A 24,159-nucleotide genomic window follows, 5' to 3' on the forward strand; every position below is an offset into this window, starting at 1 on the left:
GACAGGAGCTCGCGCGCATGACACGCACGAAGTCGCTCTCCCGGCCGATCCGGGTGCTCGTGGCCAAGCCCGGCCTCGATGGGCACGACCGGGGGGCCAAGGTCGTCGCCGCCGCCCTGCGTGACGCGGGGATGGAGGTGATCTACACCGGCCTGCACCAGACGCCGGAGATGATCGCCGCCGCGGCGGTGCAGGAGGATGTCGACGTCGTGGGGTTGTCGATTCTCTCCGGCGCCCACATGACGCTCTTTCCGCGGGTGCGCCAGATGCTCGACGCCCAGGGCCGGAAGGACGTGCTTCTCACCGGCGGGGGCATCCTGCCGACGGAAGACGTCGAGGCGCTCGAGAAGCTCGGAACGGGGCGGCTCTTCGGGCCCGGAACCCCCACCTCCGACCTGGTGGAGTACATCCAGGCCTGGGCCGCCGACCACTTGAAGGACTGACGTGAAGCCTTCCCGCACGGACCCCCACGCCGGCCGGCTCCGCACCCTGACCGACGAATATCGTGAGTTGGCCCGCCGCCTGGAGCAGGGCGGCGGCGCCAAGCGCGTCGCCAAGATGCACGCCAAGGGGCAGCTCTCCCCCCGCGAGCGCGTCGAGCAGCTCCGCGACCCCGGCACACCCTGGGTCGAGATCGGGCTGCTCATCGCCTACGACCAGTACGACGGCCAGGCACCGGGCGCCGGGGTCATCACCGGCGTCGGCGTCGTCGAGGGGAGGGAGGTCGTGATCGTTTCCAACGACGCGACCGTCAAGGCGGGATCGTGGTGGCCGGAGACGATCAGGAAGATCCTGCGCGCGCAGGAAGTGGCCATGCGCCAGCGGATCCCGATCATCTACCTGGTGGACAGCGCCGGAGTGAACCTGCCCTACCAGGGCGGCGTCTTCCCGGGCCAGTACGGCGCGGCCCGGATTTTCTACTACAACTCGATCATGCGTCGCTACCTGCATGTGCCGCAGGTCAGCGCGGTCATGGGCAGCTGCGTGGCGGGTGGCGCGTACCTCCCGGCGTTGTCCGACGTGATCTTCATGGTCGAGGGCACCAGCTTCATGGGACTCGGCGGCCCCAATCTCGTGAAGGGCGCGACCGGGCAGACGGTGGATGGCGAGTCGCTTGGCGGGGCGCGTACGCACACCGAAGTGAGCGCCGTCGCCCATTATCGCGCCGCGACCGATGTGGAGTGCCTCAAGCGGATTCGCGAATACGTCGGCCGGCTCCCCCGGCTCCCAGGGGTACGGCAGAGCGTGCGCGAGGCGCACCCCCCGAAGCGGGACCTGGCCGAACTGTACGACGTGCTCCCGCAGGATCACCGCATGTCGTACGACATGCAGCACCTCCTCGACTGCCTCCTCGACGACGGGGCGTTGGACGAGTTCCAGCCCGACGTCGCCAAGGAGATGATCTGCGGGCACGCCCACCTCGAAGGATGGCCGGTGGCGGTCATCGTCAACCGGCGCGGCCTCGTCAAGGGTGCGGCGGGCACGCGACCCAAGTTCGGTGGCATCGTCTATACCGAGAGCGCCGAGAAGGTGGCCTACTTCATCGAGACGGCCAGCCGGGAACGAATCCCCCTCCTGTTCATCCAGGATGTGAGCGGCTTCATGGTCGGACCCGAAGCGGAACACTCCGGGATCATCCGGGCGGGCGCGCGGTTCGTCGAGGCGATGGCCACGGCCGTGGTCCCGAAGATCGTGCTGACGGTGAATCACGCTTCTGGCGCCGGGTACTACGCGATGGCGGGGCAGGGGTTCGATCCCGACTTCATCCTCTCCTGGCCCACTGGCCGGATGGCGGTCATGGAGGGGGAGTCGGCGGTCACGGCCGTCCACGGCCCCGATATCGAAAAGGCCCGGCAGGCGGGCGGCGAGCCGTCCGACGCGGTGCAAGCCTCCATGGACTCGATGCGCGAGGACTATGAGCATCAGCTCGACGCCAAGTTTGCCGCCGCCCGCGGCTACGTCGACGCCATCATCACCCCGGAAGAGACGCGCGACCAGCTCGCCTTCCTCCTCCGCACCGTCGCCAATTACGGCGGACCGCATCTCGGTCCCTTTGTCCTTCCCCCGCTTGATTCGGTGCCCCAGCGCTAATGCATATTCGTCCAGTCGCACTCCTCGGTGTCTTCGCGCTCGCATGCGCCCCTGCAATCCAGCAGCCCAAGCCCAACATCGATCCAGGCCGTGCCGAGGCCCCGGTGGTCACGGTGCCGGAACCTGGCACGCCGCCGCCGACGGTGCCGCTCGCTCCGGCAGATGCGGCCTACGCCAAGGGGTGGATGCCGCTTGCCGCCACGGGCATCCCGGATTTCCTCGCGCTGCATCCCGTATGGGATGGCCGCGGGGTCCTGATCGGCATTCTCGACAGCGGGATTGACGCCGGTGTCCCCGGTCTGCAGCGGACCCCGAACGGCAGCCCGAAACTGCTCGACCTGCGCGACTTTTCCGGAGAAGGCGCGGTGACGCTGTCACCGCTCTCGCCCAAGGGGGACTCGGTCCGCATCGGCGGCATCACGGTCGGCGGGATGAGCCGCGTCCGCGCCCTGAGCGCCGCCGGCCCGTGGTATGGCGGCATTCTGTACGAACGTCCACTGGGCGACCTCCCTGCCTCGGACCTGAACGGCGACGGCGACAATGCCGACTCGCTGGCGGTCCTGGTGACCCAGGCCAGCGACGGCTGGATCGTCATGGTGGACACGGACGGCAACGGTACGTTTGCGGGCGAGCGGCCGGTGCACGACTACCTGCGCGGGCGCGATACCTTCGGCTGGGCCCAGCCCGGCCAACCCTCGCCGCTTTCGGTGGCGGTCAACATCACCGTGACCGACGGCACGCCCACACTCGACCTCTTCTTCGACACGAGCGGCCACGGGACGCACGTGGCGGGTATCGCGGCCGGCAACGACATGTACGGCGTCGGCGGGTTCGACGGCGTGGCGCCTGGCGCTCAGCTGCTCGGGCTCAAGATCGCCAACAACGCCCACGGTGGTGTCACCGTGACAGGCAGCATGCTCTCGGCCATGGACTACGCGATCCGCTTTGCGAAGGCGCGGAAGATGCCGCTGGTGCTCAACATGAGCTTCGGCGTCGGGAACGAGGCCGAGGGTACCGCCCGGATGGACCGGATCGTGGACTCGGTGCTCGCGGCGAATCCCGATGTGGTCATGGCCATCAGTGCCGGCAACGAGGGACCGGGGCTGTCCACCGTCGGGTTTCCCGGGTCGGCGAACCTCGTGCTGACCGTGGGCGCCACCTTCCCGCTTGCATTCCTTGCCGGCGCACCGGAAGACGGCAGCCCCGACCCGGTGGCCTATTTCTCCTCCCGCGGCGGTGAACTCGCGAAGCCGGACATCGTCACGCCCGGCGTCGCCTTTTCGACGGTGCCCCGATGGAACACCGGCGACGAGCGGAAGGGTGGCACCAGCATGGCGTCGCCCTACGCCGCCGGGTTGCTGGCGCTGCTCCGTTCGGCTGCGGTTGCCGAGCGGATGACGCCGAACGCACGGCAACTGAAACAGGCGCTGATGGTCACGGCGCGGCCGTTGGTCAACGCCACCTACCTCGACCAGGGCACCGGCATCCCCAATGTCGGGTCGGCGTGGACGTGGTTGCGCGAAGGCCGCGAGGTTCCGAACGTGGTGAGCTTCGTGCTCGGTGCCACCCCCGCCGCGTTCGACGAGCCCGGCGGGCACACCGACTCGATGCCGACGTTCTTCGTCGGGGGGACGGCGGACGGGACGCTCACCGCCATCACCCTGCGCAGTGACAGCCCCTGGCTGGAAACCCCGCCGTCCCTCGGCGAGAGGTACCAGGGGACCACCATCGATGCGGGTGGGGCGGTATCGGGTCGGCTCGTGCGACTGCGCTACAATTCGAGCAAGCTTGGGACGCCGGGTGCTCATGTCGGGATTGTCACCGGCTGGGGACCCGATACTCTGACCGGCCCGCTCTTCCGTCTCGTCAACACCGTGGTCGTCCCCGTGCCCTCTGACACCACTCTCGACCGGATTGCCCTGGAAGCCGGATCAACCGAGCGCGCCTTCTTCCCGGTGGACTCCGGCCGGCCGTTCATGGTACGGATAACGTCCGGTGCGGATAGCCCGACCCTGCTCGGCGCGCTCTTCGCGCCAGGCGGCCGCCCGTCGCTCGACGACAATGTGCTCCCGGCCGGCGGCGGTGCACCGGCCGAGTTTGTGGTGGATGGGGACGATGCGACCCAGGGACTCTGGGAGGCCGATGCGATCGGGTCACCAGTGGCCCGGGGAACGACGAGCCTCTCGTTGCAGAGCTCTCCTGTTCGGATCGACCTGGGCCGGAACCCGAAGGGCGTCGACCTCTCGATGGAGAACCTCTCGACGCACGCCGCCACGCTGCAGGTCGGGGCCGCCCTCATCGGCGGGGAGCGAGGTGCCGTGATCCCGGGGCGGGGAAGCCACGAGGAGTCGATCTCCTTCACCGTGCCGGCATGGGCGCGCGAGCTCGTGATCGACGCGGTCATGCCGAAGCTCGACTGGCCGCGCTTCACCGACTTTGCCTTCACGCTCTATGACCGCGCCGGGAGAATTGTCGCCGAGGAGCCGTTGAACTTCGCCGACGTCAGGTTGCGACTGGAAGTTCCCGACTCGCTTGCCGGAGAGACGCTGACCCTGCGCCTCACCCCGGCGTTCGCCGACAGTACCGACACGGGGGTCTGGAATCTGAAGGTACGGATCCGGCTTTTTGCCTCGGAGGCCGCTCCGCTCGATGTGGCGAGTGACGAGGAGCACCGCACGGTCTTTCTCGAGCCGGGTGCCAAGGCGGCCGTTCGGTTCCTGATGGCCACCTCGCCCTGGCCGCTCCCCGATGGGTTCTTCCCGCTGGGGCAGGGGGTCGTGATGGAGGGTGACACAATTTGGACGCGGACCGGCGGATTGCCGGTCCCGACTGGACCGGTGATGCGATGACAGGCAAGGTCGTGCGAATTGCGGGCGGGCAGGGCTTCTGGGGCGACTGGCTCGAGGCGCCAGTCCGCCAGGTGCGCGACGGCCCCATCGACTACCTGATGATGGACTACCTGGCCGAAGTCACGATGTCCATCATGCAGAAGCAGCGGTCGCGGAATCCGCACGCGGGTTACGCGCGGGACTTCGTGCCGCTGATGGAGCGGATTCTCCCGGACATCGTCGAGAAGGGAATCCGCGTCACCTCCAACGCCGGCGGCGTCAATCCGCGCGGGTGCGCGGAAGCGGTGCTCGAGTCGGCGCGGAAGCTCGGGCTCGGCGGGAAGCTCAAGATCGGCCTGGTCACCGGGGACGACCTCCTCCCGGACCTCGACGCGCTCATCGCCGCCGGCCATGAAATGCGGGACATGGAAACCGGACGCCCGCTCTCCGACATCCGCAACCGGGTCCTCTCCGCCAACGCCTACCTCGGCATGCAGCCGATGGTCGAGGCGCTGGCACGGGGTGCGCAGGTCGTGATCACGGGGCGGGTGACCGACACCGGACTCACCCTGGCCCCGATGTTCCACGAGTTCGGGTGGGATTTTGACGACTGGGACAAGGTCGCCGCGGGCACCGTGGCGGGCCACATCATTGAATGCGGGGCACAGAGCTCCGGCGGCAACCTGTTGAAGGACTGGCGCACGGTGAAGGGGCTCGCCAACCCCGGCTTCCCGATCGTCGAGGCCTCTGCCGACGGCAGCTTCGTCGTCACGAAGCACCCCGGCACCGGCGGGGTGGTCTCGATTCCGTCGGTCTCCGAGCAGCTGGTCTACGAGATGGGCGACCCCCACGAATACATCACGCCGGACGGCGTGGCGGACTTCACCACCATCCAGCTCACGCAGGCCGGGAAGAACCGGGTCAAGGTGAGCGGCATTCGGGGCGGACCGAAGACCGACAAGCTCAAGGTGTCCATCGCCTACTTCTACGGCTACAAGGCGGTCGGCACCCTCGTATACGGCTGGCCCGACGCCTACGAGAAGGCCAAGGCCGCCGACGGCATCCTCAGGCAGCGGCTCAAGAACCTCGGGCTGCAGTTCGAACAGATCCTGACCGAGTATGTAGGGGTGGATGCCACCCACGGCAGGCTGGCCGGCAAGGCCAGCCCCGACCTGCCAGAGGTGCAGCTCCGGGTCGGCGTCCGGTCGACCGACAAGGCGGCCGTTGAGCGGTTCACCCGGGAAATTGCCCCCCTGGTCCTGACCGGCCCGCCCAGCGTGACCGGCTTTGCTGGCGGCCGGCCACAGGTCGAGGAAATCGTGGCCTACTGGCCTGCCCTGATCGACCGGACCGCCGTCGAACCGGGTGTCCGGGTCGAGATCCTGGAGGCATGATGGCCACCGCCAAGCCCGTTTTGATGCAACTCAGGTATCTGGCCCACGCCCGTTCCGGGGACAAGGGGAACACAGCGAATGTCGGCTTGATAGCACTTGAACCTGAATGGTATGATGTTCTGGTTAAACAGGTTACTGTGGCACGGGTGAGAAGGCACTTTAAGGGAATGGTGAGCGATGTGGAAAGATTCGAGTTGCCGAATCTCCATGCCCTGAACTTCCTCCTCCACGACGCACTCGATGGCGGCGGGACGATTTCCCTCAAGACCGACGCGCAGGGGAAGGTCTATTCCACGGCATTGCTGCGGATGGAGATTCCGGTGCCGGCCGCGGTGGCGCGCCAGGCGAAGAAGAGGGCGGCATGACCGACTCCCTCCTCGTGGCGCTCGACGCCGGGGTCCTGACCCTGACCCTCAACCGCCCCGACAAGCGAAACGCTCTCGACACCCCGACGCTCGACGCCCTCCACGCCGAGCTGGAGCGCGCCGATCTGGACGCGGAGGTGCGGGTGGTGGCTATCCGGGGGGCCGGGAAGGACTTCTGTGCCGGGGCCGACCTTGCCGAGCTGCTGGCCAGCGCCGGGCAGACCGCCGAGGAGAACGAGCGGGCGGCGCTCCACCTCGGGGGGCTCTTCGTCAAGTTTCGGGAATTGCCGAAGCCGGTCGTTGCGGTGGTCCACGGTCGGGCGCTCGCCGGGGGGGCCGGGCTCGCCACCGCCTGCGACCTCGTCCTGTCCACCGCCAGCGCCAAGTTCGGCTACCCGGAAATCCAGCGCGGCTTCGTGCCCGCCATGGTGATGACACTCCTCCGTCGACTGACGGGAGAAAAGCTCGCCTTCGATCTCGCCGCCACGGGGCGAGTCCTGACCGCCGTGGAGGCGCACGCTGCCGGCCTGGTCTCCAGGGTCATCGACGACAGGGATTTCGAGGCCGAATCCGCGCGCATACTCGGGGCGCTGTCGTCCGCGAGCGGGTCGGCTCTCGCCCTGACCAAACGGCAGTTCTACCAGCTCGACGGGATGAGCTTCGAGGAGGGCATCGCCCTCGGTGCGCAGGTCAACGCCCTTGCACGGAGCACCCCCGACTTCAAGCGCGCCATCTCGGCCTTCCTCGACAAGTGAACCCACTCCGGCTCTTTACCGCCCTGATGGGCTTCCTGGCGGCGGCGCTCGCCATCGCCCGGGACGACAGCACACTCGTGTGGATCGCGATCGGCCTGCTCGGCTCCTCCATGGCGGTCCGGATTGTTCAGAAGCTCCAGTCGAAGGATCGGCCGGACGATGCCGACCCATCCGACCGCGACAGCTGACCCGCGTTTGCAGGCACCTCAGCGCAGGCCCCCGGTGACACCACCGACCGACTGAAGCCCCATCGTACGGGGTGACGACTCCCCTCCCCGCGCGCCTCGCCCTCGCCCGTGCTGCCCTCCTTCGCCATTTCGGTTTCCCCGATTTCCGCCCCGCCCAGCGGCGAGTGGTCCAGTCCGTCCTTGCGGGGCGCGATACGCTGGCCGTGCTTCCGACCGGAGGCGGCAAGTCGGTCTGCTTCCAGGTGCCGGCGCTGGTGCTTGACGGCCTGACGGTGGTCGTTTCGCCGCTCCTCTCGCTGATGCAGGACCAGGTGGAGTCGGCGCGGAGGCGCGGGATGGCCGCCGCGGCGCTCAACAGCGCCCAGGAACCGGTGGCACAGCGCGCCGTGCTCGAGGCGGTCAGGGCGGGTGAGGTCAAGCTGCTCTACGTCTCACCGGAGCGGCTCGAGCGGCTGGCGGGGCGGCTGACCGCGCTCGGCGTGCGGGTGGGGCTGCTGGCGGTGGACGAGGCGCACTGCATCAGCGAGTGGGGTCATGATTTTCGGCCGAGCTATCGGCTGCTCCTGCAGGCGCGCATCCGGCTTGGTCGTCCCCCCGTGGTGGCCCTCACCGGCAGCGCGACGCCGGAGGTCCGGCAGGACATCGCCACGTCGCTCCGGCTCGGGGCCGGTGGGCGCTGGGACCTCCATCTCGATTCCTTCGACCGGGCCAATCTCTGGTTCGGCGTGGAGCGGGTGAAGACCGACCGGGATCGGTTCCGCGTGCTCATATCGCAACTCGCCCCGCGGCGCGGCACGGCCATCGTCTATGGCCCCACGCGCCGGATCACGGAGGGGCTGGCGCGGTCCATTCACTACGCGGGCTTTCGGTCCGCGGCGTATCACGCGGGACTCGATCGCGAACGCCGGGAGGAGGTGCTGCATCGCTTCCTGTCGGGCGGGCTCGATGTGGTGACGGCCACGAGTGCCTTCGGCATGGGCATCGACAAGCCCGACGTGCGGGTGGTGGTCCATTGGATGACGCCACCGACGCCGGAGTCGTATTACCAGGAGGCGGGCAGGGCAGGGCGGGACGGCGCTCCGTCGCGCTGTGTACTCCTGTTCGCCAAGGGAGACGCGGCACTGCACCGGCGTCAGCTCAACGTCACCTTCCCGGCGGAGCGAACGGTCGAAGCGGCGTGGAGGGACCCTGCGGCGCTGGCCAAACTGCCGGCAAATGTGAAGGAGTCGGTCGAACGATTGCGGAAGGAACTCGGTGTCGATGGCACCGCTACCGATTGGAGGCGGGTCCGCGAGCGCCGGAAACGCGCGGAGGCGCGCATTGCGGCGATGGAACGGTATGCGTCCGCCGCGCGATGCCGCCGCGGTGCGCTGCTGCGCTACTTTGGCGAGAAGCTGGAGCGATGCGCCGGTTGTGACAGGCACTCGGTGCGCTAGGTTCTGCCCCGCATACCCGCTTACCCGCTTACCCGCTTACCCGCTTCCCCGCCTACTTCAGGCTCAGCGCCGCGGTATCCGCGCCACTCGCGACAAAGATGCCGCGAGCCTGGCCCGTCCCCAGGCGCACCTGCAGGGTCGTCGCGTCGTCCGGCGTCCGCATTCGGAGCGACGGTGCGCCGCTGCGCTGCAGGTTCAGCGTGACGACCGGCTGAGCCACGGTGTCGAGCAGGAACATCGCAGGCCGCCCCGTGGGATCAACGAGGAAGCCGGCACGCCAGAGCCCGCGGTCGTCCTGCAGGTTCAAGCCGACACCGGCCGCGTCATACGCGAAGGTGCCGCGCGTCGCGCCGGCGTCATCGGTCACCACGAACCCCTTCGCCTCGATGACCCCGTTCCTGGGCCACACCCGCCCCCACATCAGGCTCAGGATGGAGAGGATCAGGGTGAGCAGCACGGTCCACCGCAGGCTCCGGTTGTGCTTTTCAAGTACCCGCACCCGTGATTCGATTTCCTCGACGTCTGACACGTAGCCCCCTTGTGCATCGATGCATGTTGCCCAACAGATTGTCACCCCGGCGACAGCCGGGGTCCATATGCTCCCGGGTACATGGATACGGGCTTGCGCCGGGATGACAGCTCGTCCGACGTATACCTGTCTCCCTGCCTCCCTGCCTCCCTGACTACTCCGCCACCAGCTTGTACACCCGCCCGCTCGCCATCGCGATATACACCTCGCCATGCGCATCCTCGCCGAAGCCGGCCACATTGTCCGCGGGAATCGCCGGGCTCCAGACGGTCACGTCGCTGACGGTACCGGTCGAGGATCCGTGTCATGCCGCGGAAGGTATTCCGCAGAAGTCGCCGCAGAGATAAATCCCCGTCGCCCCGGAATCGCGGAGCCCCGGTACACACACCGCCGGATGACCGAACACCCGTCGGCATGGGAGTAGGCGTAGAGCGGCGCGGTCAGTCCCGCCGATGGGCAATCCGTTGCCGGAATCCAGCAGTCGTTCCCCGCGATACGGCCATCCGTAGTTGAGCCCGCCCACGCCGGCGCGCGAGAAGTTGGATCTCCTCCTGCTGTCCTCACCCACGTCTCCCCACCAGAGATCGCCGGTCTGCCGGTCCACGCTCCAGCGGTAGGATTACGCAGACCCAGGTGGTAGATCTCCCGCGCCATCCCGGACGCCTAATGAATGGATTGTCGCCCGGAATGCCATAGGTGTCGCGCCATCGACGCTGATGCGGAGCATCTTGCCAGCGATGACGTGCTGTCCTGAGCCGGGCTGGTCAGGACGGCACCGGTCTCTCCATCGCCGGTGGCGAGCAGACCGTCCTTCCGAACGTCACCGTGCCGCCGTAGTGGATGGCATAGCTTGGCTGGGAGAACTGGAGGATGGTACGCACGGGGACCGGGCTGGCGTGGTCGAAGCTCGCCGAGGCGGTCAGCTCGATCAGCCGCGTGTCCTCGTTCTGGTCGATCAGGTAAGCGAAGAGCCGTCGGTTGGTGGTGGCGTATTGCGGGTGAAAGGCGATGCTGAGCACGCCGTATTCGCGCGCCACACCGGGGACGCCGGTGAGGGCCTGACAGGTTCACGAACGCGGAATCGACACGCACGCCGTTCTTCCGAGCATGACGCGCCCTCCTGTTCCAGGCCATGAGCCGGCCGGGTGTCGCCGAGGGCGATGACCTGGATTGAAGTCGTAGCCGCTGCTGTCGATCGCCGCCAGCGTCAGGTCGGCTGTAGGGCGGGGCGGAGGGCCCCTGACGCGTCGCTCGCACAACCGGCCGCGACCCGAGCAGGATGGGAGGGCAAGGCGAATGGCGTGGTCGAACGGGGCACGTGATCCTGCCGACATTGCAACTCCTGCGACGTAGTTCTGGGAGCGCCCCTGGGCGCCGACGGAATCTAATGGGTGGGGCGGGGTGAAACCCCGCGCCCCCGGTGGGAGATTGCAAGGACCATTCCCCCTGCATGGACGGCCCATGGACCTGCCATTCTATTTCGGCGAAGAGCACCTCCAGGTGCGCGAGATGGTTCGCGACTTCGCCCAGACCGAAGTCGTGCCCGTCGCCAAGGAGCTCGACCGCACCTCCGAGTTCCTCTGGGACAACGTCGCGAAGATGGGGTCGCTCGGCCTGCTCGGCGTCCCCTGGCCCGAAGAGCTCGGCGGGGCGGGGATGGATCAGATCTCCTACTACATCGTGCTCCATGAGCTCGCCAAGGTCGACGCCAGCCACGCCCTGACCATCAGCGCGCATACCAATCTCGGCACCTCCCCGATTGTCGAATTCGGCACCCAGGCCCAGCGCGAGCGGTACGTTCCGCTCCTCGCCTCGGGCACGGTGCTCGGCGGGTTCGGCCTGACCGAGCCGGGTGCCGGCAGCGACGCGGGCGGCACCGCGACCACCGCCGTGGACAAGGGCGACCATTACGTCCTGAACGGCTCCAAGGTGTTCATCACCCACGCCGGCGTCGGGGAGATCTTCTCCGTCACCGCGCGCACTTCGCCCGGGTCCGACCACCGCGGGATAACCAGCTTCATCGTCACCAAGGACACGGTGGACCTCGACCGGTGCCGTGCCCTCGGCGTCGGGCACGCGGAAGAGCTGCCGAAGACCAAGGGGCTGCGCGCGGGGAAGAAGGAAGACAAGATGGGGTGGCGCTCGTCCGACACCCGCGAGCTCATTCTCGAGGATGCGATCGTCCCGAAGGAAAACGTGCTCGGCACCGTCGGCGAGGGCTTCGTCAACTTCCTCAAGACGCTGGATGCCGGCCGGATCGGCATCGCGGCCGTCTCCCTCGGCATCGCCGAGGGGGCGTATGAGGAGGCGCTCCGGTACGCCGCGGTCCGGAAGCAGTTTGGCAAGACCATCGCGAGCTTCCAGGGGATCAGTTTTCAGCTGGCGGACATGGCCACCGAGATCCAGGCCGGCACTCATCTCCTCTACCACGCCGCGTGGCTGAAGCAGAACGGCAAGCCGTTCAAGCAGGAGGCGGCCATGGCCAAGCTGTACTGCTCCGAACTGGCCATGCGGGCCACGACCAAGGCGGTGCAGATCTTCGGTGGGTACGGCTACACCACCGACTATCCGGTCGAGCGGATGATGCGCGACGCCAAGGTCTGTGAGATCGGGGAAGGGACCAGCGAAATCCAGCGTATCGTCATTGCCAGGAACATCTTGGCGGCGCTCCAGGCCTAGCAACCGCGGCGCTATTGCCCCAATCAGGGGCATGTCCTATGATTGTAACATGAAGTCGGCTTCACCTACTCCTATTGCTGTCATTTTCGCCTCCCGGGTCCGAGCCTGGGGGGCGACTGTGTTTGGTCTGATTTCTCGGTTGTCCGGGCTCACCCCATCCCACGAATGCCCCCTGCCGGTCGGTCCGGCGGGGCACTCGGCGACGGGGAGCCCGGAATTGCATTTTCGTCGTTCTGATTTGCTGCCGGCGGGTTCCCCGCCTTCTGTCTTGTCCCACCTGAGTTCGATCCTCACCCTCCACGCCGGGGCGGGCCTGCGGGCTGTCCGGCGTGGCCTGGGCGAGGGATGGTCGACCCTGTGGGATTCCCTCGTACTGATCGGTTCCGCCTTCGACCGGGCCCTGCTGGGCCCTGCCGCTGCATGGCAGCCGATCGAGGTCTTCACGCGTGAAGCGCGAAATTCTTATCAATGGAGGCCGGCGGGAGACCCGCGTGGCCATCCTCGAGGACGATCGGCTCGTCGAGCTCCTCTACGATCGTCCTGATCAGCGCCGTTCCCTCGGCGACATCTATCTTGGCCGCGTCGACGCGGTGCTCCCCGGCATCCAGGCCGCCTTTGTAGACATCGGCCTGGAAAAGTCGGCGTTCCTCCACGCCTCCGACCTCCTCGAACCCGAGGAGGACGACGATCCCGATGAGGACGATGTCGCGGATGTCCCCGAGACCGATGCCGCGGAAACATCCGCCGGCAACGGCCGGGACAAGGCCGCCCCTCGCCAGCGCGAGGTCGACCACCGGGCCGCCGTCCCCGACATCTCGGAGCTCCTGAAGAAGGGGCAGACCATCCTGGTGCAGGTCACCAAGGAGCCGATCAGCACCAAGGGCTCCCGCGTGACCGCGCAGATTTCCCTCCCCGGGCGCTTCCTTGTCTACATGCCCTTCGCCTCGCGCGTCGGCGTCAGCCGCAAGATCGAGAGCCGGGAGGCCCGGTCCAAGCTGCGCGAGATGGTGCGCAAGGCGCTGCCCGAGGACGCCGGTGGCGTCATCGTCCGCACGGTGGCCGAAGGGGTGACCGAGGAGCAGGTGACCAGGGAAATCGAGTCCCTCCTCGCGCTCTGGAAGAAGATCAACCGGAAAAAGGGGTTCGTGAAGGCGCCGGCCCTGGTGCAGCGGGAGACGAGCCTGACGCGCGGGATCATCCGGGATCTCTTCAGCGCCAAGGTCGACGCGCTCCACGTCGACTCGAAGGAGCTCTTCAACGAGGTGGAGCAGTACCTCGAGCAGGTCGACCCCGACCTGCTGTCGCGGGTGCATCACTACACCGAGGACCAGCCCCTCTTCGACAAGTTCGACATCGAGTCGGAAATCCGGGACCTCTTCAAGCCGCGGTGCGAGCTTCCCACCGGCGGGTCGATCATCATCCAGCCGACCGAGGCGCTGGTCTCCATCGACGTGAACACCGGCCGGTACACCGGCAAGAAGGATCCCGAGAAGACGATTCTTCGCACGAACATGGAGGCGGCCAAGGAAATCGCGCGGCAGCTCCGGTTGCGCGATGTCGGCGGCATCATCGTCTGTGACTTCATCGACATGGACACCCGGTCCAACCGGGAAAAGGTGCTGCAGGAGCTGCGAACCCACCTGACCCGCGACCGGGCCCGAACCAAGGCCTTCGCCGTGTCGGAACTGGGCCTGATCGAGATGACTCGCCAGCGGGTCCGCCCGTCCCTCTGGGCCTCCCAGACTACCGAGTGCCCCACCTGCGCCGGCAGCGGCCGGGTGTTCAAGCCCGAAATCGTCACCCGGAGGCTGGAGCGCTCCCTCCGAAGGGCCGGCCACGAGCACCGGGAACGGCAGCTGGCGGTCCGGCTCCACCCCGAGGTGGCCATCTACCTGCTGGAGGAGGAGCCCAAGCTCCTCCAGGCCCTTATCCGGGCCACCGGCTTGGAGTTGGAGCTCCGGGACGATCCGATGATGCGCCTCGACGAGTTCCGGCTCATGAGCCGGCCGGCTGGCCGGGATGTAACGGAGCTTTACGCGGTCGCGTAGAGCGGCGGGGCAGGGGAGCAGTGGGGCGGGGAGGCAGGAGGGCCGGGCGCTTGACCTAACGCCTGCCCCCGGCTAGACTTCAGGGCTTGCAACGGAACCACCTTTTGGCAACGAGTTAAGTCATGTACGCGATTTTCAAGGCGCTGGGCAAGCAGTTCCGTGCGGAGAAGGGCAAAGTCGTGCGCCTTCCCCTCATGGAAGCCGAGCCGGGCTCCAAGGTCACCTTCGACGAGGTGCTCCTCTCCTCCGACGGCACCACGGTCAAGGCCGGTACCCCGTTGGTCAAGGGCGCCAAGGTCACTGCCGAGGTGGTCGGCGACGGCAAGGAAAAGAAGATCTACGTCTTCAAGTTCAAGCGGCGGAAGGGCTATCGCCGGAAGACCGGTCACCGCCAGAAGTTCACGGAAGTCCTGATCACTGACGTCAAGGTAGGGTGAGGCTCTCATGGCTCATAAAAAGGGCGTAGGCTCCAGCCGCAACGGCCGCAACAGCAATCCCCAGTATCTCGGCATCAAGAAGTTTGGTGGCGAGAACGTGATTGCCGGCAACATCCTGGTCCGCCAGCGGGGCACAGTCATCCATGCCGGCAAGAACGTCGGCCAGGGCACGGACGACACCCTCTTCGCCAAGGTCGACGGCGTGGTCAAGTTCGAGTACCGCGACAAGGGGCGGAAGAAGGTTTCGGTCTACCCGAAGGAAGCCACCGCGTAAGCCGGGCGGCTCCGATGACAACGGGGGATGCGGCTGGCGCCGCATCCCCCTTATTATTGCCCAGAACCCCCAGTCCAGGGTTCGAAATGAAACATTCCGGCCCTGTCGGCCGTCAGGTGCGCAGATCCCGAACACGGAGAACCACCATGTCATCCATCTTTTCCAAACTGAACACCGAACTCGAGAGCTTCGGCCGGCGCGCCAGCGCGGCGCTGGATGAGGGCCGCCTCCAGATCGAGTTGCTTCGCGTCAAGCGGCGTCGCGACAATGCGGCCCGCGACCTCGGCATGATCGCCTATCATCGTGAGAAGGGTGTGGAGCAGGACCAGCGCCGGGTGGATGCCCTGGTCCTCAAGCTTGGCGACCTCGAGACGCAGATTGCCTCGATCGAGGCCCAGATCGCGACGCAGAAGGCGGTGGTGGTCTCCGTGACCGACACGCCGGATGAAGCGGCGGAGGCTGCGGACGAGGTGGAGCTGGACGCCGAGGAGCCGATCATTGACGAAGCGGCGGCCGCCCCCCAGGGGGATGGGAGCTAGTCGCTACAGACCGCTGCTCGAGACCAGTTCGAACTTCAGGGGGGCGCCGCTCATCTCCACTTTCAGGACGGTGTGCGGCGCCCGCTTGAGAATCAGGAACTCGACGTCTGTCGCGCCCCCCGACAGGCGAACCCGGTAGGCATCGAAGGCGCCAGCTGGCACCATCGCCGTTTCCTCGCCCAGCACGTAGAGCACCATCTCCGTCACCGAGTTCGTTCCCGCGCTGTACATCCAGAAGTTCCACCCCGCCCCTTTGGCCCACGGCAGGGAGGGAAGCAGCGCCTGCACTGAGTTGTCGTCCACCGTACCCGTTGGCACGGTGGTGTCGACGGTGAAGTGCTTCGGCCCGGTGGAGGTGACCGCGTCGACGGTGCCGGTCACCCGTCCATTCGCGTAGGCGATGTTGATGCCGCCGGGAGTGTCGCGCACCTTGCCCGACTGGGTCACCCGCCGCGGCTCACCGGACTTGGTCATTTCCACCGTGGTGATCTGCGACATGGCCGTGCCGATGGTGGTGTTCTCATGCGTCACGAAGCCGTCGCCCTGCTTCTCAATCCCCCAGACGCTGGTGCCCATCGGCTGATTGTTGACCAGCACGGTCATGCTGTCCCGGTGCGGGATGAGCCGCTTCGCCTCCACGGGCAGGGGCCGCGCCAGTGAGGCATCGGCCGCCGGCGCCGGGTCCTGGGCATGGGCGGGCGCGGAGAGCGCGAGGGCAAGTGCGCCGAGGGCAGCGAGGGTGTGACGCATCACGACAGGCTCCTGGTGGCGTTCAGCGAGTGAGAGTGGGAAAGAGCCGAAGGCTCGTCTCGGACAAAATAGCGCGCTGTACCTCGGGCGGCAGCGGCAGCGCACGGAAGGCGTCGAGGTTCTTGCGCAGGTCGTGGACGCCGGGACTCGGCCAGTCGGTGCCCCAGATCGTCTTGTGGGAAATATCTGTCAGCCGGGGAAAGTACTCGAGGAGCCGCGCCGGCGGGATGCCGGACAGCTCCAGGAAGACGTTCGGATGACGGCGGAGCACGAAGAACGCCTCCTCCATCCAGAGCGGCCGCCCGCCGTGCGCCATGACGATCGTCAGCTTGGGATAGTCGATGGCCACGTCGTCGATTTCCATCGGGTTGCCCCACTTCGAACGCGCGCCCGGAAAGATGCTGGTGCCGGTGTGGATCAGGACCGGCAGTTGCCGCTCCTCGCACCGCCGGTAGATCCGGCCCAGCGCCTCCAGTCCCTCGGTGTATGCGTTGGCGGGATACATCTGGTGGGGCGGATGGATCTTGAGGCAGCGAATGCCCATGGCAATCAGGCGATCGACGTCCCCTTCGGGATCCGTGGTGAAGCGCGCGTGCACGCCGCCGTACGGGAGGATGCGCTCGGGGTCGGCCTCGGCATACCGGGCCGAAAACTCGTTGGTCGAGTCGTCAAACCCCATCAGGTCGGGACTCGGGTAGTTGATCAGCGCCACCCGCCACACGCCGGAGGCGTCCATGACCTCGAGCAGCGCCTGGGGATCGTCCATGAGCGCAATCAACCGGTCCCAATGCGCTTCCTTGCCGACCCGCATGACATCCGCCACCGCCGGCTTCAGTTGCCGCCACGGCTGGATGTGGATGTGCATGTCGGAGACTGGATAGGTCATTCTGATCCTTGGCCCGTTGGATCCGTCCCCCCTCTCCATGACATGGAGAGGGGGACAGGGGGTGAGGCTACCGTCCCTTGAACTCCGCCGGCCGCTTTCCCATGAACGCGGCCACACCCTCGGCCTTGTCGTCGCTCGAGAACGCGAGGCCGAACAGCGTCGTCTCCTGACGAAGCCCCTCGTCGAGCGGCACCCGGAGCGACGCCCGCACCGCCTCCTTGATCAGCTGCAACGCCACCGGGCTCTTCTGCGCGATGCTCTCCGCCATTGCCATGGCCCGCGCCCGCAGTTCGGCCGCCGGCACGACCTCGTCCACCAGGCCGATCCGGAGCGCCTCGGCCGCGCCGATGAGATCGCCGGTGAAGAGGAGCTTGTACGCCGCGCCGGCGCCGACCAGGCGGGGGAGCCGCTGCGTGCCGCCGCCGCCAGGAATGATGCCGAGGTTGACCTCGGGCTGCCCGAGCTTGGCGGTGTCGGCGGCAATGCGGATGTCGCAGGCCATCGCGAGTTCACAGCCGCCACCGAGGGTGAACCCGTTGAGGGCCGCGATGACCGGCTTGGGGAAGCTGTCCACGGCCTCGAAGATGGTACGGCCCGACATGACGCGGAACTGGTCGATCGGGCTCCGTCCCTCGAACTCCGAGATGTCGGCACCCGCCACGAACGCCTTGTCGCCGGCGCCGGTGAGCACCACCACCCGGACGTCGGGGTCCTCGCGCAGGGCGTCGAGGAGGGCCAGCAACTGCGCGCGGGTGGCACCGTCGAGGGCGTTCCGTTTCTCTGGGCGGTTGATGATGAGGAGGGCGACGCGCCCGTGGATTTCCTTAAGGACGTGCTGGGGTTCGCTCATGATTGGGACCAGTCGTAGAAGCCGTGGCCGCTCTTCTTGCCGAGTTTCCCCTCGGCAACCAGGCGGCGAAGGATGGCCGGGGGCGCGAACCGATCGGCGCCCAGGGCCTGGTGAAGGTAATCGGCAATGCGGAGCCGCACGTCGAGCCCGACGAGGTCGGTCAGCTTCAGGGGACCCATCGGGTGGTTGTACCCCAACTCCATGGCGCGGTCGATGTCGGCGGCGCTCGCCACGCCCTCCTCCAGCATCCGCATCGCTTCGAGGCCAAGGGCAATGCCCAGGCGGCTCGAGGCGAAGCCGGGAGAGTCCCGCACCACGATCGGTTCCTTGCGCATCGCGCGCACCACCGACAGGGCGTCGTCGGTGGACGCCTCGTCCGAACCGTCGTGCACCACGATCTCCACCAGCTTCATCAGGTGCACCGGATTGAAGAAGTGCATTCCGATCAGCCGCTCGGGACGGGGGAGGTCGGCGGCGATGTCGGCGATGGAAAGCGACGAGGTGTTGGTGGCGAGGAGTGCCGAGGGCTCGGCCCAGTCACTGGCCTGGCTCATGACGTCCCGCTTGACGTCGAGATCCTCGAGCACCGCTTCGATGACGAGGTCGGCGCCCTGGCAGGTGGTACGCATGTCGGGCGCCGTCCGCAGCCGATCGAGAATGGCGTCGCGGCCGGCCGCATCGAGCTTGCCGCGCTGGACCGCACCGTCGAGCGTCCTGGCGATGCTGTCGAGCGCCCCCTGCAGCGCCTCGGGCCGGGCGTCGGTCAGGGTGGTGGGCCACCCCGCCGTGGCGGCGGCCTGGGCGATCCCGGCCCCCATGGTCCCGGCGCCGATCACGGCCACCCGGGTCGGAAAGCTGCTCATGCCGCCACCGCCAGCCGGTCGGGAAAGTTGCCGCAGAGGCCGTCCACGCCCATCCGGCCGAGGCGGGCTGCCGCCACCCGGTCGTTGACGGTCCACGCGATGAGGCGTGCCCCGGCGGCGTGCACGTCATCCACAAGTTCCTGGTCGATCATCGTCCATTCCTGCCAGAGGGTCGTGGCGCCCGCCAGGCGGAGGACGCCGGCCGGATCGACTACCCGCGCCGCGAGCAGCGCGCCGAGCGGAAGATCCGGACGTCGCTGGCGCAGGCGGGCCGTGATCCGGTGGTCAAAGCTGTGGACGGCGTAGCGGGCGGGGAAGGGGCCGGCGTCCATGGTGGCCAGGAGGGCGATGTCGTGCTCGGGCGGCAGCGCCTTGACCTCGATCCAGACATCCCGGTCGCCGATCAGCTTCAGCGCCGTCGCGAGCGAAGGCACCGGTTCCCCATTGGGAAGCACGGCCGCGGTGGCCTCGGCGAGGGTCAGCGAATCGAGGGGACTGCCCCCGGTCAGCACGGGATCGTGATGGACCACGATCCCCCCGTCTGCCGTGGAGTGGACGTCCAGCTCCACACCGTCCGCGCCGCGGACGACCGCCTCACCAAAAGCCGTGGGCGAATTTTCGTACGCGTAGCCGGAGGCGCCCCGATGGGCGATGACCAGCGGCCGCGTCAGTTGTTCTCCTCGAGCTTCCTGAACTCGATCCAGTCCGGCTCGTCGAGCAGGTCCTTCAGCAGCGTGCGGTCGGCGTCGTTCGGCAGCACCGACTCGAGGTACGCCGGGTAGTTCTCCGCGGAGAGGGACTCGCCGGTGATGGTAAAGTGCTGCCGGGCATAGAGCCCGATCTTCCGGTTGAACTTCACGTCGGGCACGATCAGGTGCTGGTCCGGGTCGGGGATCGCCGTGTTGAGCCGGTCGACCAGGCGGGTGATTTCCTGGCGGTACAGCTCGCGACTCGCCTCGTTGAGATGCGCCACGTTCGCGTCGTCCGGCGCTTCCCGCTCGTCGAATCGACCCTTCAGTCCCCACACATAGGCCCAGTGTGCGCTGCTGGAGTTGTCCGTGCCGAACAGGTCGAAGGCGGTGGGGACCCACTTGTTGAAGTAGCGCTGCACCACCTCCGGCGGCACGCGGCCAGCGCGAAGGATTCGGCGCAGACCGTTGTTGCCGGTGCCGAGGTGGAAGCTCTCCTCCTTCAGCATCGGGCCCATGGAGCGGGCCAGGGGGTGGAACGACGACGTCGACAGCATCTGGAGCTGGAACTTGCCGTCGCGGTCGATGAACTGGGTGTAGGTGAAGAAGTCGAGCCAGTTCTCCACGATTTCGTTGAAGGAGCCAAGGAGCCGCTCGCCCTCTTCCGCGCGGCGGTCGAGCAGCTTCTGCGCCTCGCGCTTGCCCTCGTCGCCGAAGTGGGTGCAGAGGAGGTACGACATCTGCCACCCGTGGCGCATCTCCTCGCTCATCACCCGCATCAGCGAGAAGAGGTCGTAGTCGCTCGGGGCCCGCTCGAGGAGCGCGCGCTGCTGCTCCACCGAGGCGAACTCGGTGTCGCCCTGGAAGACGATCAGGTTGAGCAGCGCGTCGCGGATGCGCTGGTCGGGGATGTGCATGATGGTCGGCCACTTCGTCTGGCCCTTGTAGTGGCCGAACTCGATCGTCTCGGCCTCGGGCTCGCCGAACTTCGCGTCGAATCCGACTTTCCGGAACGGCGTGCCGGCCATCTCCTTTTCGGAGATGCCGATCGAATCCTGCCAGTAGCGGAAGTAGTCGATCCAGTCGTCAAAGTTGTTCACTTTCCGCATCTCGTCCTCACCGTCCGTGGAATTCGGGAACTCGTTTGGCGTGATACGCCGCCAACCCCTCGGCGGCGTCCTCGCTGCGAAAACATTCTTGGCAATGCCGTGCCTCGATCACCAGCGATTCGGCGAGCGTCGTCGATTCCGCCTCGCGCACGGCGCGCTTGGCGAGGCGAACGGCAATCGGCGGGAGCGCCGCCAGGCGGTGCGCCCAGGCCTCGGTCTCATGCGCCAGGTGGTCGTCCGCCACCACCCGGTTGACCAGCCCCAGCTCGCGGCAACGGGTGGCCGCCAGCATGCGCGGTGTCCAGAAGAGCTCCAGCGCGGTGGCCGACCCCGCCAGCCGCTGCACGAACCAGCTGGTGCCCAGGTCGGGGTGCAGCCCAAGTCGATGGAAGACCAGTCCCATCGAGGCGCTCTCGGCGGCGATCCGAAGATCGCAGGCCAGGGCGAGTCCAGCCCCTCCTCCCGCCGCGGGCCCGTTCAGGCTGGCGAGTACCGGCTTGGGCGCGCGGTGCAGCAGCTGCACCACCTCCGAGCCGACCCGCACCAGCTCCATCGCTTCCGCCTCCCGAAGCTCCCCGGAAGGGCCGGTCAGCCCGTCGAGGTCGGCGCCCGAGCAGAACCCCCGGCCACTGCCGGTCAGGACGATGACTCGCACCGACTCGTCGGCGATCATGGCCCGCACCGCGTCGGCGAGCTCCCGGAGCATGTCCACGTCGAAGGCGTTCAGACGCTCGGGGCGGTCGAGCGTGATGGTCCCGACCCCCTGTTCGACCTTCGTGAGCAGTGCGCTCCTGAGCATCACATCCTGCATAGCGACCCTCGCCTCAGGCTTCGGTCATCTCGAACACCGTCGCAATCCCTTGTCCCACTCCGATGCACATGGTGGCCAGTCCGTAGCGGCCCCCGGTTCGCCGCAACCCGTGGATGAGCGTCGCCGCCATCCGGGCGCCGCTGGCGCCAAGGGGATGCCCAAGCGCGATGGCACCGCCGGACACGTTGACGCGCGCCGGGTCGAGCTCGAGTTCGCGCATGCAGGGGATGGCCTGGGCCGCGAATGCCTCGTTCAGTTCGATGAGGTCGAGATCCTTCACCGTCATGCTGAGCCGGGCCAGCAGCTTCTGCGTGGCGGGGACCGGCCCGAGGCCCATGCAGCTCGGGTCGACGCCGGCCACCGCGGTGCCGACAATCCGGGCCATCGGCTTCAGGCCATGCGCATCGAGGGCGGCTGCGCTGGCGATGCCCAGGGCCGCCGAGCCATCGTTGATCCCGCTGGAGTTGCCTGCCGTGGCCGTTCCGCCCTTGGCGAAGGCCGGCTTGAGGCGGGCCAACCCTGCTGCCGTCACGTCGGGGCGGGGATGTTCGTCCGCGGTGACGGGATCCATGGTGCCTGGTCCCGTGACCGCCACCAGCTCGTCGTTGAAGTGACCGGCCTCCATGGCCGCCTTGGTGCGCCGCTGGCTCTCCGCGGCAAAGGCATCCTGTTCCTCGCGGGTGATGCCGTGCAACTGCGCGACCTTTTCCGCCGTCTCCCCGAGCGAGATGGTCCACTCCGCGGGCATCAGGGGGTTGGTGAACCGCCACCCGACGGTGGAGTCCGACACCTGCGGATTCCTCCGGTCCCAGGCGCTGCCGCTCTTCAGCATGATGTACGGCGCGCGCGTCATGCTCTCGACGCCGCCGGCCACGAAGAGATCGCCTTCGCCCGCCTTGATGGCGTGGGCGGCGCTGGCGATGGCCTGCAGGCCGGAGCCGCAGAGTCGATTGATCGTCTGTCCCGGCACCTCGATCGGAAGCCCTGCCAGCAGGAGGGCCATCCGGGCCACGTTGCGGTTGTCCTCGCCGGCCTGGTTCGCGCAGCCGAGGATGACGTCGTCGATGTGGGCCCCGGGAAGCCCGCCCCGCTCCACGGCCGCGCGGATGGCGATGGCGGCGAGATCGTCGGGGCGCACTCCGGCCAGCGCCCCGCCGGCCCGGCCGATCGGGGTGCGCACCGCCGAGACGACGAACGCCTCGGTCACAGCGCAATCCAGACGGACTTGGTCTCGGTGTACCCCTCGAGGGCGGTGCGTCCGAGGTCCCGGCCGAATCCCGACTGCTTGTACCCGCCGAAGGGGGCGGCCGGATCGTACATGTTGTAGGTGTTGACCCAGACGGTGCCGGCGCGGATGGCGTGGGCCACCCGGTGCGCGCGACCGATGTCACGGCTCCAGACGCCGGCCGCCAGGCCGTACATCGACTGGTTGGCCAGCGCGACGGCCTCTTCCTCGTCGTCAAAGCCGAGCACGGCGAGCACGGGGCCGAAGATTTCCTCGCAGGCAATCGTCATCTCGGGGGTCACCCCGTCGAAGATCGTCGCTTCCACGAAATAGCCCTTGCCGTTGACCGTGGCGGCGTTGCCGCCCGCGACGACCGTGGCGCCCTCGGCCTTCCCGATGCCGATGTACTTCAGCACGCTCTCCTGCTGCTGCTTCGAGACGATGGCCCCGAGGCGGGTCTTCTTGTCGAACGGGTCGCCGGGTACAAGCTTCTTGCTTCGCTCGGCGAGCTGTTCAACCACTTGATCCTTGATCTTCCGGTCGACCAGCAGGCGGCTGCCGGCGGCGCAGACCTCGCCCTTGCCGTAGAAGATGCCGGTCTGCGCGCCGCGCACCGCGGCGGCGATGTCGGCGTCATCGAAGATGATGTTGGGGCTCTTGCCGCCGAGCTCGAGTGTCAGCCGCTTCACGGTGTCGGCCGCGTCCTTCATGATGCGCTGGCCGACGCCGGTGGAGCCGGTGAAGGAGATCTTGTCCACGCCCGGGTGACGCACCAGCGCCGAGCCGGCCGTCGAGCCGTGGCCGGGAACGACGTTGAAGGCGCCTGCGGGGAGGCCGGCTTCCGCGAAGATCTCCGCCATCAGCAGCGCGGTCAGCGGCGTTTCGGAGGCGGGCTTGAGGACCACGGTGCATCCCGCGGCCAGGGCCGGGGCAAACTTCCACCCGGCGAGGTTCAGCGGGAAGTTCCATGGGACGATGGCGCCGACAACGCCGATCGGCTCGTGCCGGATGTACATCAGGACGTTGCCGTCCACCGGGACGGTTTCACCGCCGAACTTGTCGCACCACCCGGCGTAGTAACGCAGGGTCTCGACGGTGGACGAGACGTCGATCTTCGACTCGAAGAGCGGTTTGCCGTTCTGCCGCGTCTCGAGCTCGGCCATCTCGGGCAGGCGGTTGGCGAGGATGTCCGCGGCACGGTAGAGCATTGCGCCACGCTTCCGGGCCGACAGGCCGCGCCACTCCGCCGATTCGAAGCAGGCGCGGGCGGCGGCCACCGCCCGGTCGATGTCCGCGGCGTCTCCCTCCGCCACCGAGACCAGCACGTCCTCGGTGGCGGGGTTGATCACGTCGAACCGGCGGCCGCTTGCCGCCGGGGTCCACGCGTTGCCGATAAAGAGATCGGTCTGCACT

At 67.7% G+C, this 24,159-nt stretch carries 24 protein-coding genes; 13 read left to right on the plus strand and 11 right to left on the minus strand.

Going from position 1 to position 24,159, the window contains the following annotated elements; genetic code table 11:
• Positions 1–17: 17 nt before the first annotated feature.
• From R2910_02305 to R2910_02340, 8 genes are all read left to right on the plus strand, one after another.
• Positions 18–443: a cobalamin B12-binding domain-containing protein gene (locus R2910_02305; GenBank protein ID MEZ4411806.1), complete on the plus strand. Its 426-nt coding sequence runs from the start codon at positions 18–20 to the stop codon at positions 441–443.
• Between the two features lies 1 nt (position 444).
• A complete protein-coding gene (locus R2910_02310) occupies positions 445–2,091 on the plus strand; it encodes a carboxyl transferase domain-containing protein (protein ID MEZ4411807.1) in 1,647 nt (548 codons plus the stop codon).
• Positions 2,091–4,940: a S8 family serine peptidase gene (locus R2910_02315; GenBank protein MEZ4411808.1), complete on the plus strand. Its 2,850-nt coding sequence runs from the start codon at positions 2,091–2,093 to the stop codon at positions 4,938–4,940. Before R2910_02310 ends, R2910_02315 begins: the two co-directional genes overlap by 1 nt.
• Positions 4,937–6,313, plus strand: coding sequence for an acyclic terpene utilization AtuA family protein (locus tag R2910_02320; GenBank protein ID MEZ4411809.1), 1,377 nt, complete (start codon positions 4,937–4,939; stop codon positions 6,311–6,313). The genes R2910_02315 and R2910_02320 overlap by 4 nt, the downstream gene beginning before the upstream one ends.
• Positions 6,313–6,678: a hypothetical protein gene (locus R2910_02325; protein ID MEZ4411810.1), complete on the plus strand. Its 366-nt coding sequence runs from the start codon at positions 6,313–6,315 to the stop codon at positions 6,676–6,678. Before R2910_02320 ends, R2910_02325 begins: the two co-directional genes overlap by 1 nt.
• Positions 6,675–7,433 (plus strand): enoyl-CoA hydratase/isomerase family protein, encoded by a 759-nt coding sequence (locus tag R2910_02330; protein ID MEZ4411811.1) that lies wholly within the window; start codon positions 6,675–6,677, stop codon positions 7,431–7,433. Before R2910_02325 ends, R2910_02330 begins: the two co-directional genes overlap by 4 nt.
• Positions 7,430–7,621: a hypothetical protein gene (locus R2910_02335; GenBank protein ID MEZ4411812.1), complete on the plus strand. Its 192-nt coding sequence runs from the start codon at positions 7,430–7,432 to the stop codon at positions 7,619–7,621. Before R2910_02330 ends, R2910_02335 begins: the two co-directional genes overlap by 4 nt.
• 71 nt (positions 7,622–7,692) lie before the next feature.
• Positions 7,693–9,057, plus strand: coding sequence for a RecQ family ATP-dependent DNA helicase (locus R2910_02340; GenBank protein ID MEZ4411813.1), 1,365 nt, complete (start codon positions 7,693–7,695; stop codon positions 9,055–9,057).
• A 52-nt stretch (positions 9,058–9,109) separates the two neighbouring features.
• On the opposite strand, the gene R2910_02345 is transcribed toward R2910_02340, so the two are convergent.
• Positions 9,110–9,586: a hypothetical protein gene (locus R2910_02345; protein ID MEZ4411814.1), complete on the minus strand. Its 477-nt coding sequence runs from the start codon at positions 9,584–9,586 to the stop codon at positions 9,110–9,112.
• A 764-nt stretch (positions 9,587–10,350) separates the two neighbouring features.
• Positions 10,351–10,623, minus strand: a complete 273-nt coding sequence (locus R2910_02350; protein ID MEZ4411815.1) for a hypothetical protein — start codon at positions 10,621–10,623, stop codon at positions 10,351–10,353.
• 424 nt (positions 10,624–11,047) lie between these two features.
• On the opposite strand from R2910_02350, the gene R2910_02355 reads away from it, so the two are divergent.
• The 5 genes from R2910_02355 (at position 11,048) to R2910_02375 (ending at position 15,563) form a co-directional block, all read left to right on the plus strand.
• Positions 11,048–12,265 (plus strand): acyl-CoA dehydrogenase family protein, encoded by a 1,218-nt coding sequence (locus R2910_02355; protein MEZ4411816.1) that lies wholly within the window; start codon positions 11,048–11,050, stop codon positions 12,263–12,265.
• 491 nt (positions 12,266–12,756) lie between these two features.
• Positions 12,757–14,313: an Rne/Rng family ribonuclease gene (locus R2910_02360; protein ID MEZ4411817.1), complete on the plus strand. Its 1,557-nt coding sequence runs from the start codon at positions 12,757–12,759 to the stop codon at positions 14,311–14,313.
• Positions 14,314–14,435: 122 nt separating this feature from the next.
• On the plus strand, positions 14,436–14,750 hold the full coding sequence (gene rplU, locus R2910_02365; protein ID MEZ4411818.1) for a 50S ribosomal protein L21: 315 nt from the start codon (positions 14,436–14,438) through the stop codon (positions 14,748–14,750).
• Between the two features lie 7 nt (positions 14,751–14,757).
• Positions 14,758–15,024, plus strand: coding sequence for a 50S ribosomal protein L27 (rpmA, locus tag R2910_02370; protein MEZ4411819.1), 267 nt, complete (start codon positions 14,758–14,760; stop codon positions 15,022–15,024).
• A 146-nt stretch (positions 15,025–15,170) separates the two neighbouring features.
• Positions 15,171–15,563, plus strand: a complete 393-nt coding sequence (locus R2910_02375) for a hypothetical protein (protein MEZ4411820.1) — start codon at positions 15,171–15,173, stop codon at positions 15,561–15,563.
• 3 nt (positions 15,564–15,566) lie between these two features.
• On the opposite strand, the gene R2910_02380 is transcribed toward R2910_02375, so the two are convergent.
• The 9 genes from R2910_02380 to R2910_02420 form a co-directional block, all read right to left on the minus strand.
• Positions 15,567–16,313 carry a hypothetical protein gene (locus tag R2910_02380; protein ID MEZ4411821.1) on the minus strand — a complete coding sequence of 249 codons (747 nt, stop codon included), beginning with the start codon at positions 16,311–16,313 and terminating at the stop codon, positions 15,567–15,569.
• Between the two features lie 22 nt (positions 16,314–16,335).
• Entirely contained in the window at positions 16,336–17,199 is an 864-nt protein-coding gene (locus R2910_02385; protein ID MEZ4411822.1) for an amidohydrolase family protein, read from the minus strand.
• 67 nt (positions 17,200–17,266) lie between these two features.
• A complete protein-coding gene (locus tag R2910_02390; GenBank protein ID MEZ4411823.1) occupies positions 17,267–18,049 on the minus strand; it encodes an enoyl-CoA hydratase-related protein in 783 nt (260 codons plus the stop codon).
• A complete protein-coding gene (locus R2910_02395; GenBank protein ID MEZ4411824.1) occupies positions 18,046–18,912 on the minus strand; it encodes a 3-hydroxyacyl-CoA dehydrogenase family protein in 867 nt (288 codons plus the stop codon). The genes R2910_02390 and R2910_02395 overlap by 4 nt, the downstream gene beginning before the upstream one ends.
• Entirely contained in the window at positions 18,909–19,616 is a 708-nt protein-coding gene (locus R2910_02400) for a glycerophosphodiester phosphodiesterase (protein ID MEZ4411825.1), read from the minus strand. The genes R2910_02395 and R2910_02400 overlap by 4 nt, the downstream gene beginning before the upstream one ends.
• Positions 19,580–20,701, minus strand: coding sequence for a Phenylacetic acid catabolic protein (locus R2910_02405; protein ID MEZ4411826.1), 1,122 nt, complete (start codon positions 20,699–20,701; stop codon positions 19,580–19,582). The genes R2910_02400 and R2910_02405 overlap by 37 nt, the downstream gene beginning before the upstream one ends.
• A 16-nt stretch (positions 20,702–20,717) precedes the next feature.
• Positions 20,718–21,509 (minus strand): enoyl-CoA hydratase-related protein, encoded by a 792-nt coding sequence (locus tag R2910_02410; protein MEZ4411827.1) that lies wholly within the window; start codon positions 21,507–21,509, stop codon positions 20,718–20,720.
• Positions 21,510–21,534: 25 nt separating this feature from the next.
• On the minus strand, positions 21,535–22,728 hold the full coding sequence (locus R2910_02415; GenBank protein MEZ4411828.1) for an acetyl-CoA C-acyltransferase: 1,194 nt from the start codon (positions 22,726–22,728) through the stop codon (positions 21,535–21,537).
• Complete coding sequence (locus R2910_02420; protein MEZ4411829.1) at positions 22,725–24,158, minus strand: aldehyde dehydrogenase family protein; 1,434 nt, start codon at positions 24,156–24,158, stop codon at positions 22,725–22,727. The genes R2910_02415 and R2910_02420 overlap by 4 nt, the downstream gene beginning before the upstream one ends.
• Between the last annotated feature and the right edge of the window lies 1 nt (position 24,159).

This window comes from Gemmatimonadales bacterium (genome assembly GCA_041390145.1).
In the GTDB taxonomy this organism is placed as follows: domain Bacteria; phylum Gemmatimonadota; class Gemmatimonadetes; order Gemmatimonadales; family GWC2-71-9; genus SPDF01.

Coding starts and splice junctions, on each gene's coding strand:
- R2910_02325 (MEZ4411810.1), top strand. CDS start 6,313: ATGGCCACCGCCAAGCCCGTTTTGATGCAACTCAGGTATCTGGCCCAC.
- R2910_02385 (MEZ4411822.1), bottom strand. CDS start 17,199: ATGACCTATCCAGTCTCCGACATGCACATCCACATCCAGCCGTGGCGG.
- R2910_02375 (MEZ4411820.1), top strand. CDS start 15,171: ATGTCATCCATCTTTTCCAAACTGAACACCGAACTCGAGAGCTTCGGC.
- R2910_02410 (MEZ4411827.1), bottom strand. CDS start 21,509: ATGCTCAGGAGCGCACTGCTCACGAAGGTCGAACAGGGGGTCGGGACC.
- rplU (MEZ4411818.1), top strand. CDS start 14,436: ATGTACGCGATTTTCAAGGCGCTGGGCAAGCAGTTCCGTGCGGAGAAG.
- R2910_02315 (MEZ4411808.1), top strand. CDS start 2,091: ATGCATATTCGTCCAGTCGCACTCCTCGGTGTCTTCGCGCTCGCATGC.
- rpmA (MEZ4411819.1), top strand. CDS start 14,758: ATGGCTCATAAAAAGGGCGTAGGCTCCAGCCGCAACGGCCGCAACAGC.
- R2910_02355 (MEZ4411816.1), top strand. CDS start 11,048: ATGGACCTGCCATTCTATTTCGGCGAAGAGCACCTCCAGGTGCGCGAG.
- R2910_02320 (MEZ4411809.1), top strand. CDS start 4,937: ATGACAGGCAAGGTCGTGCGAATTGCGGGCGGGCAGGGCTTCTGGGGC.
- R2910_02330 (MEZ4411811.1), top strand. CDS start 6,675: ATGACCGACTCCCTCCTCGTGGCGCTCGACGCCGGGGTCCTGACCCTG.
- R2910_02390 (MEZ4411823.1), bottom strand. CDS start 18,049: ATGAGCGAACCCCAGCACGTCCTTAAGGAAATCCACGGGCGCGTCGCC.
- R2910_02305 (MEZ4411806.1), top strand. CDS start 18: ATGACACGCACGAAGTCGCTCTCCCGGCCGATCCGGGTGCTCGTGGCC.
- R2910_02380 (MEZ4411821.1), bottom strand. CDS start 16,313: ATGCGTCACACCCTCGCTGCCCTCGGCGCACTTGCCCTCGCGCTCTCC.
- R2910_02395 (MEZ4411824.1), bottom strand. CDS start 18,912: ATGAGCAGCTTTCCGACCCGGGTGGCCGTGATCGGCGCCGGGACCATG.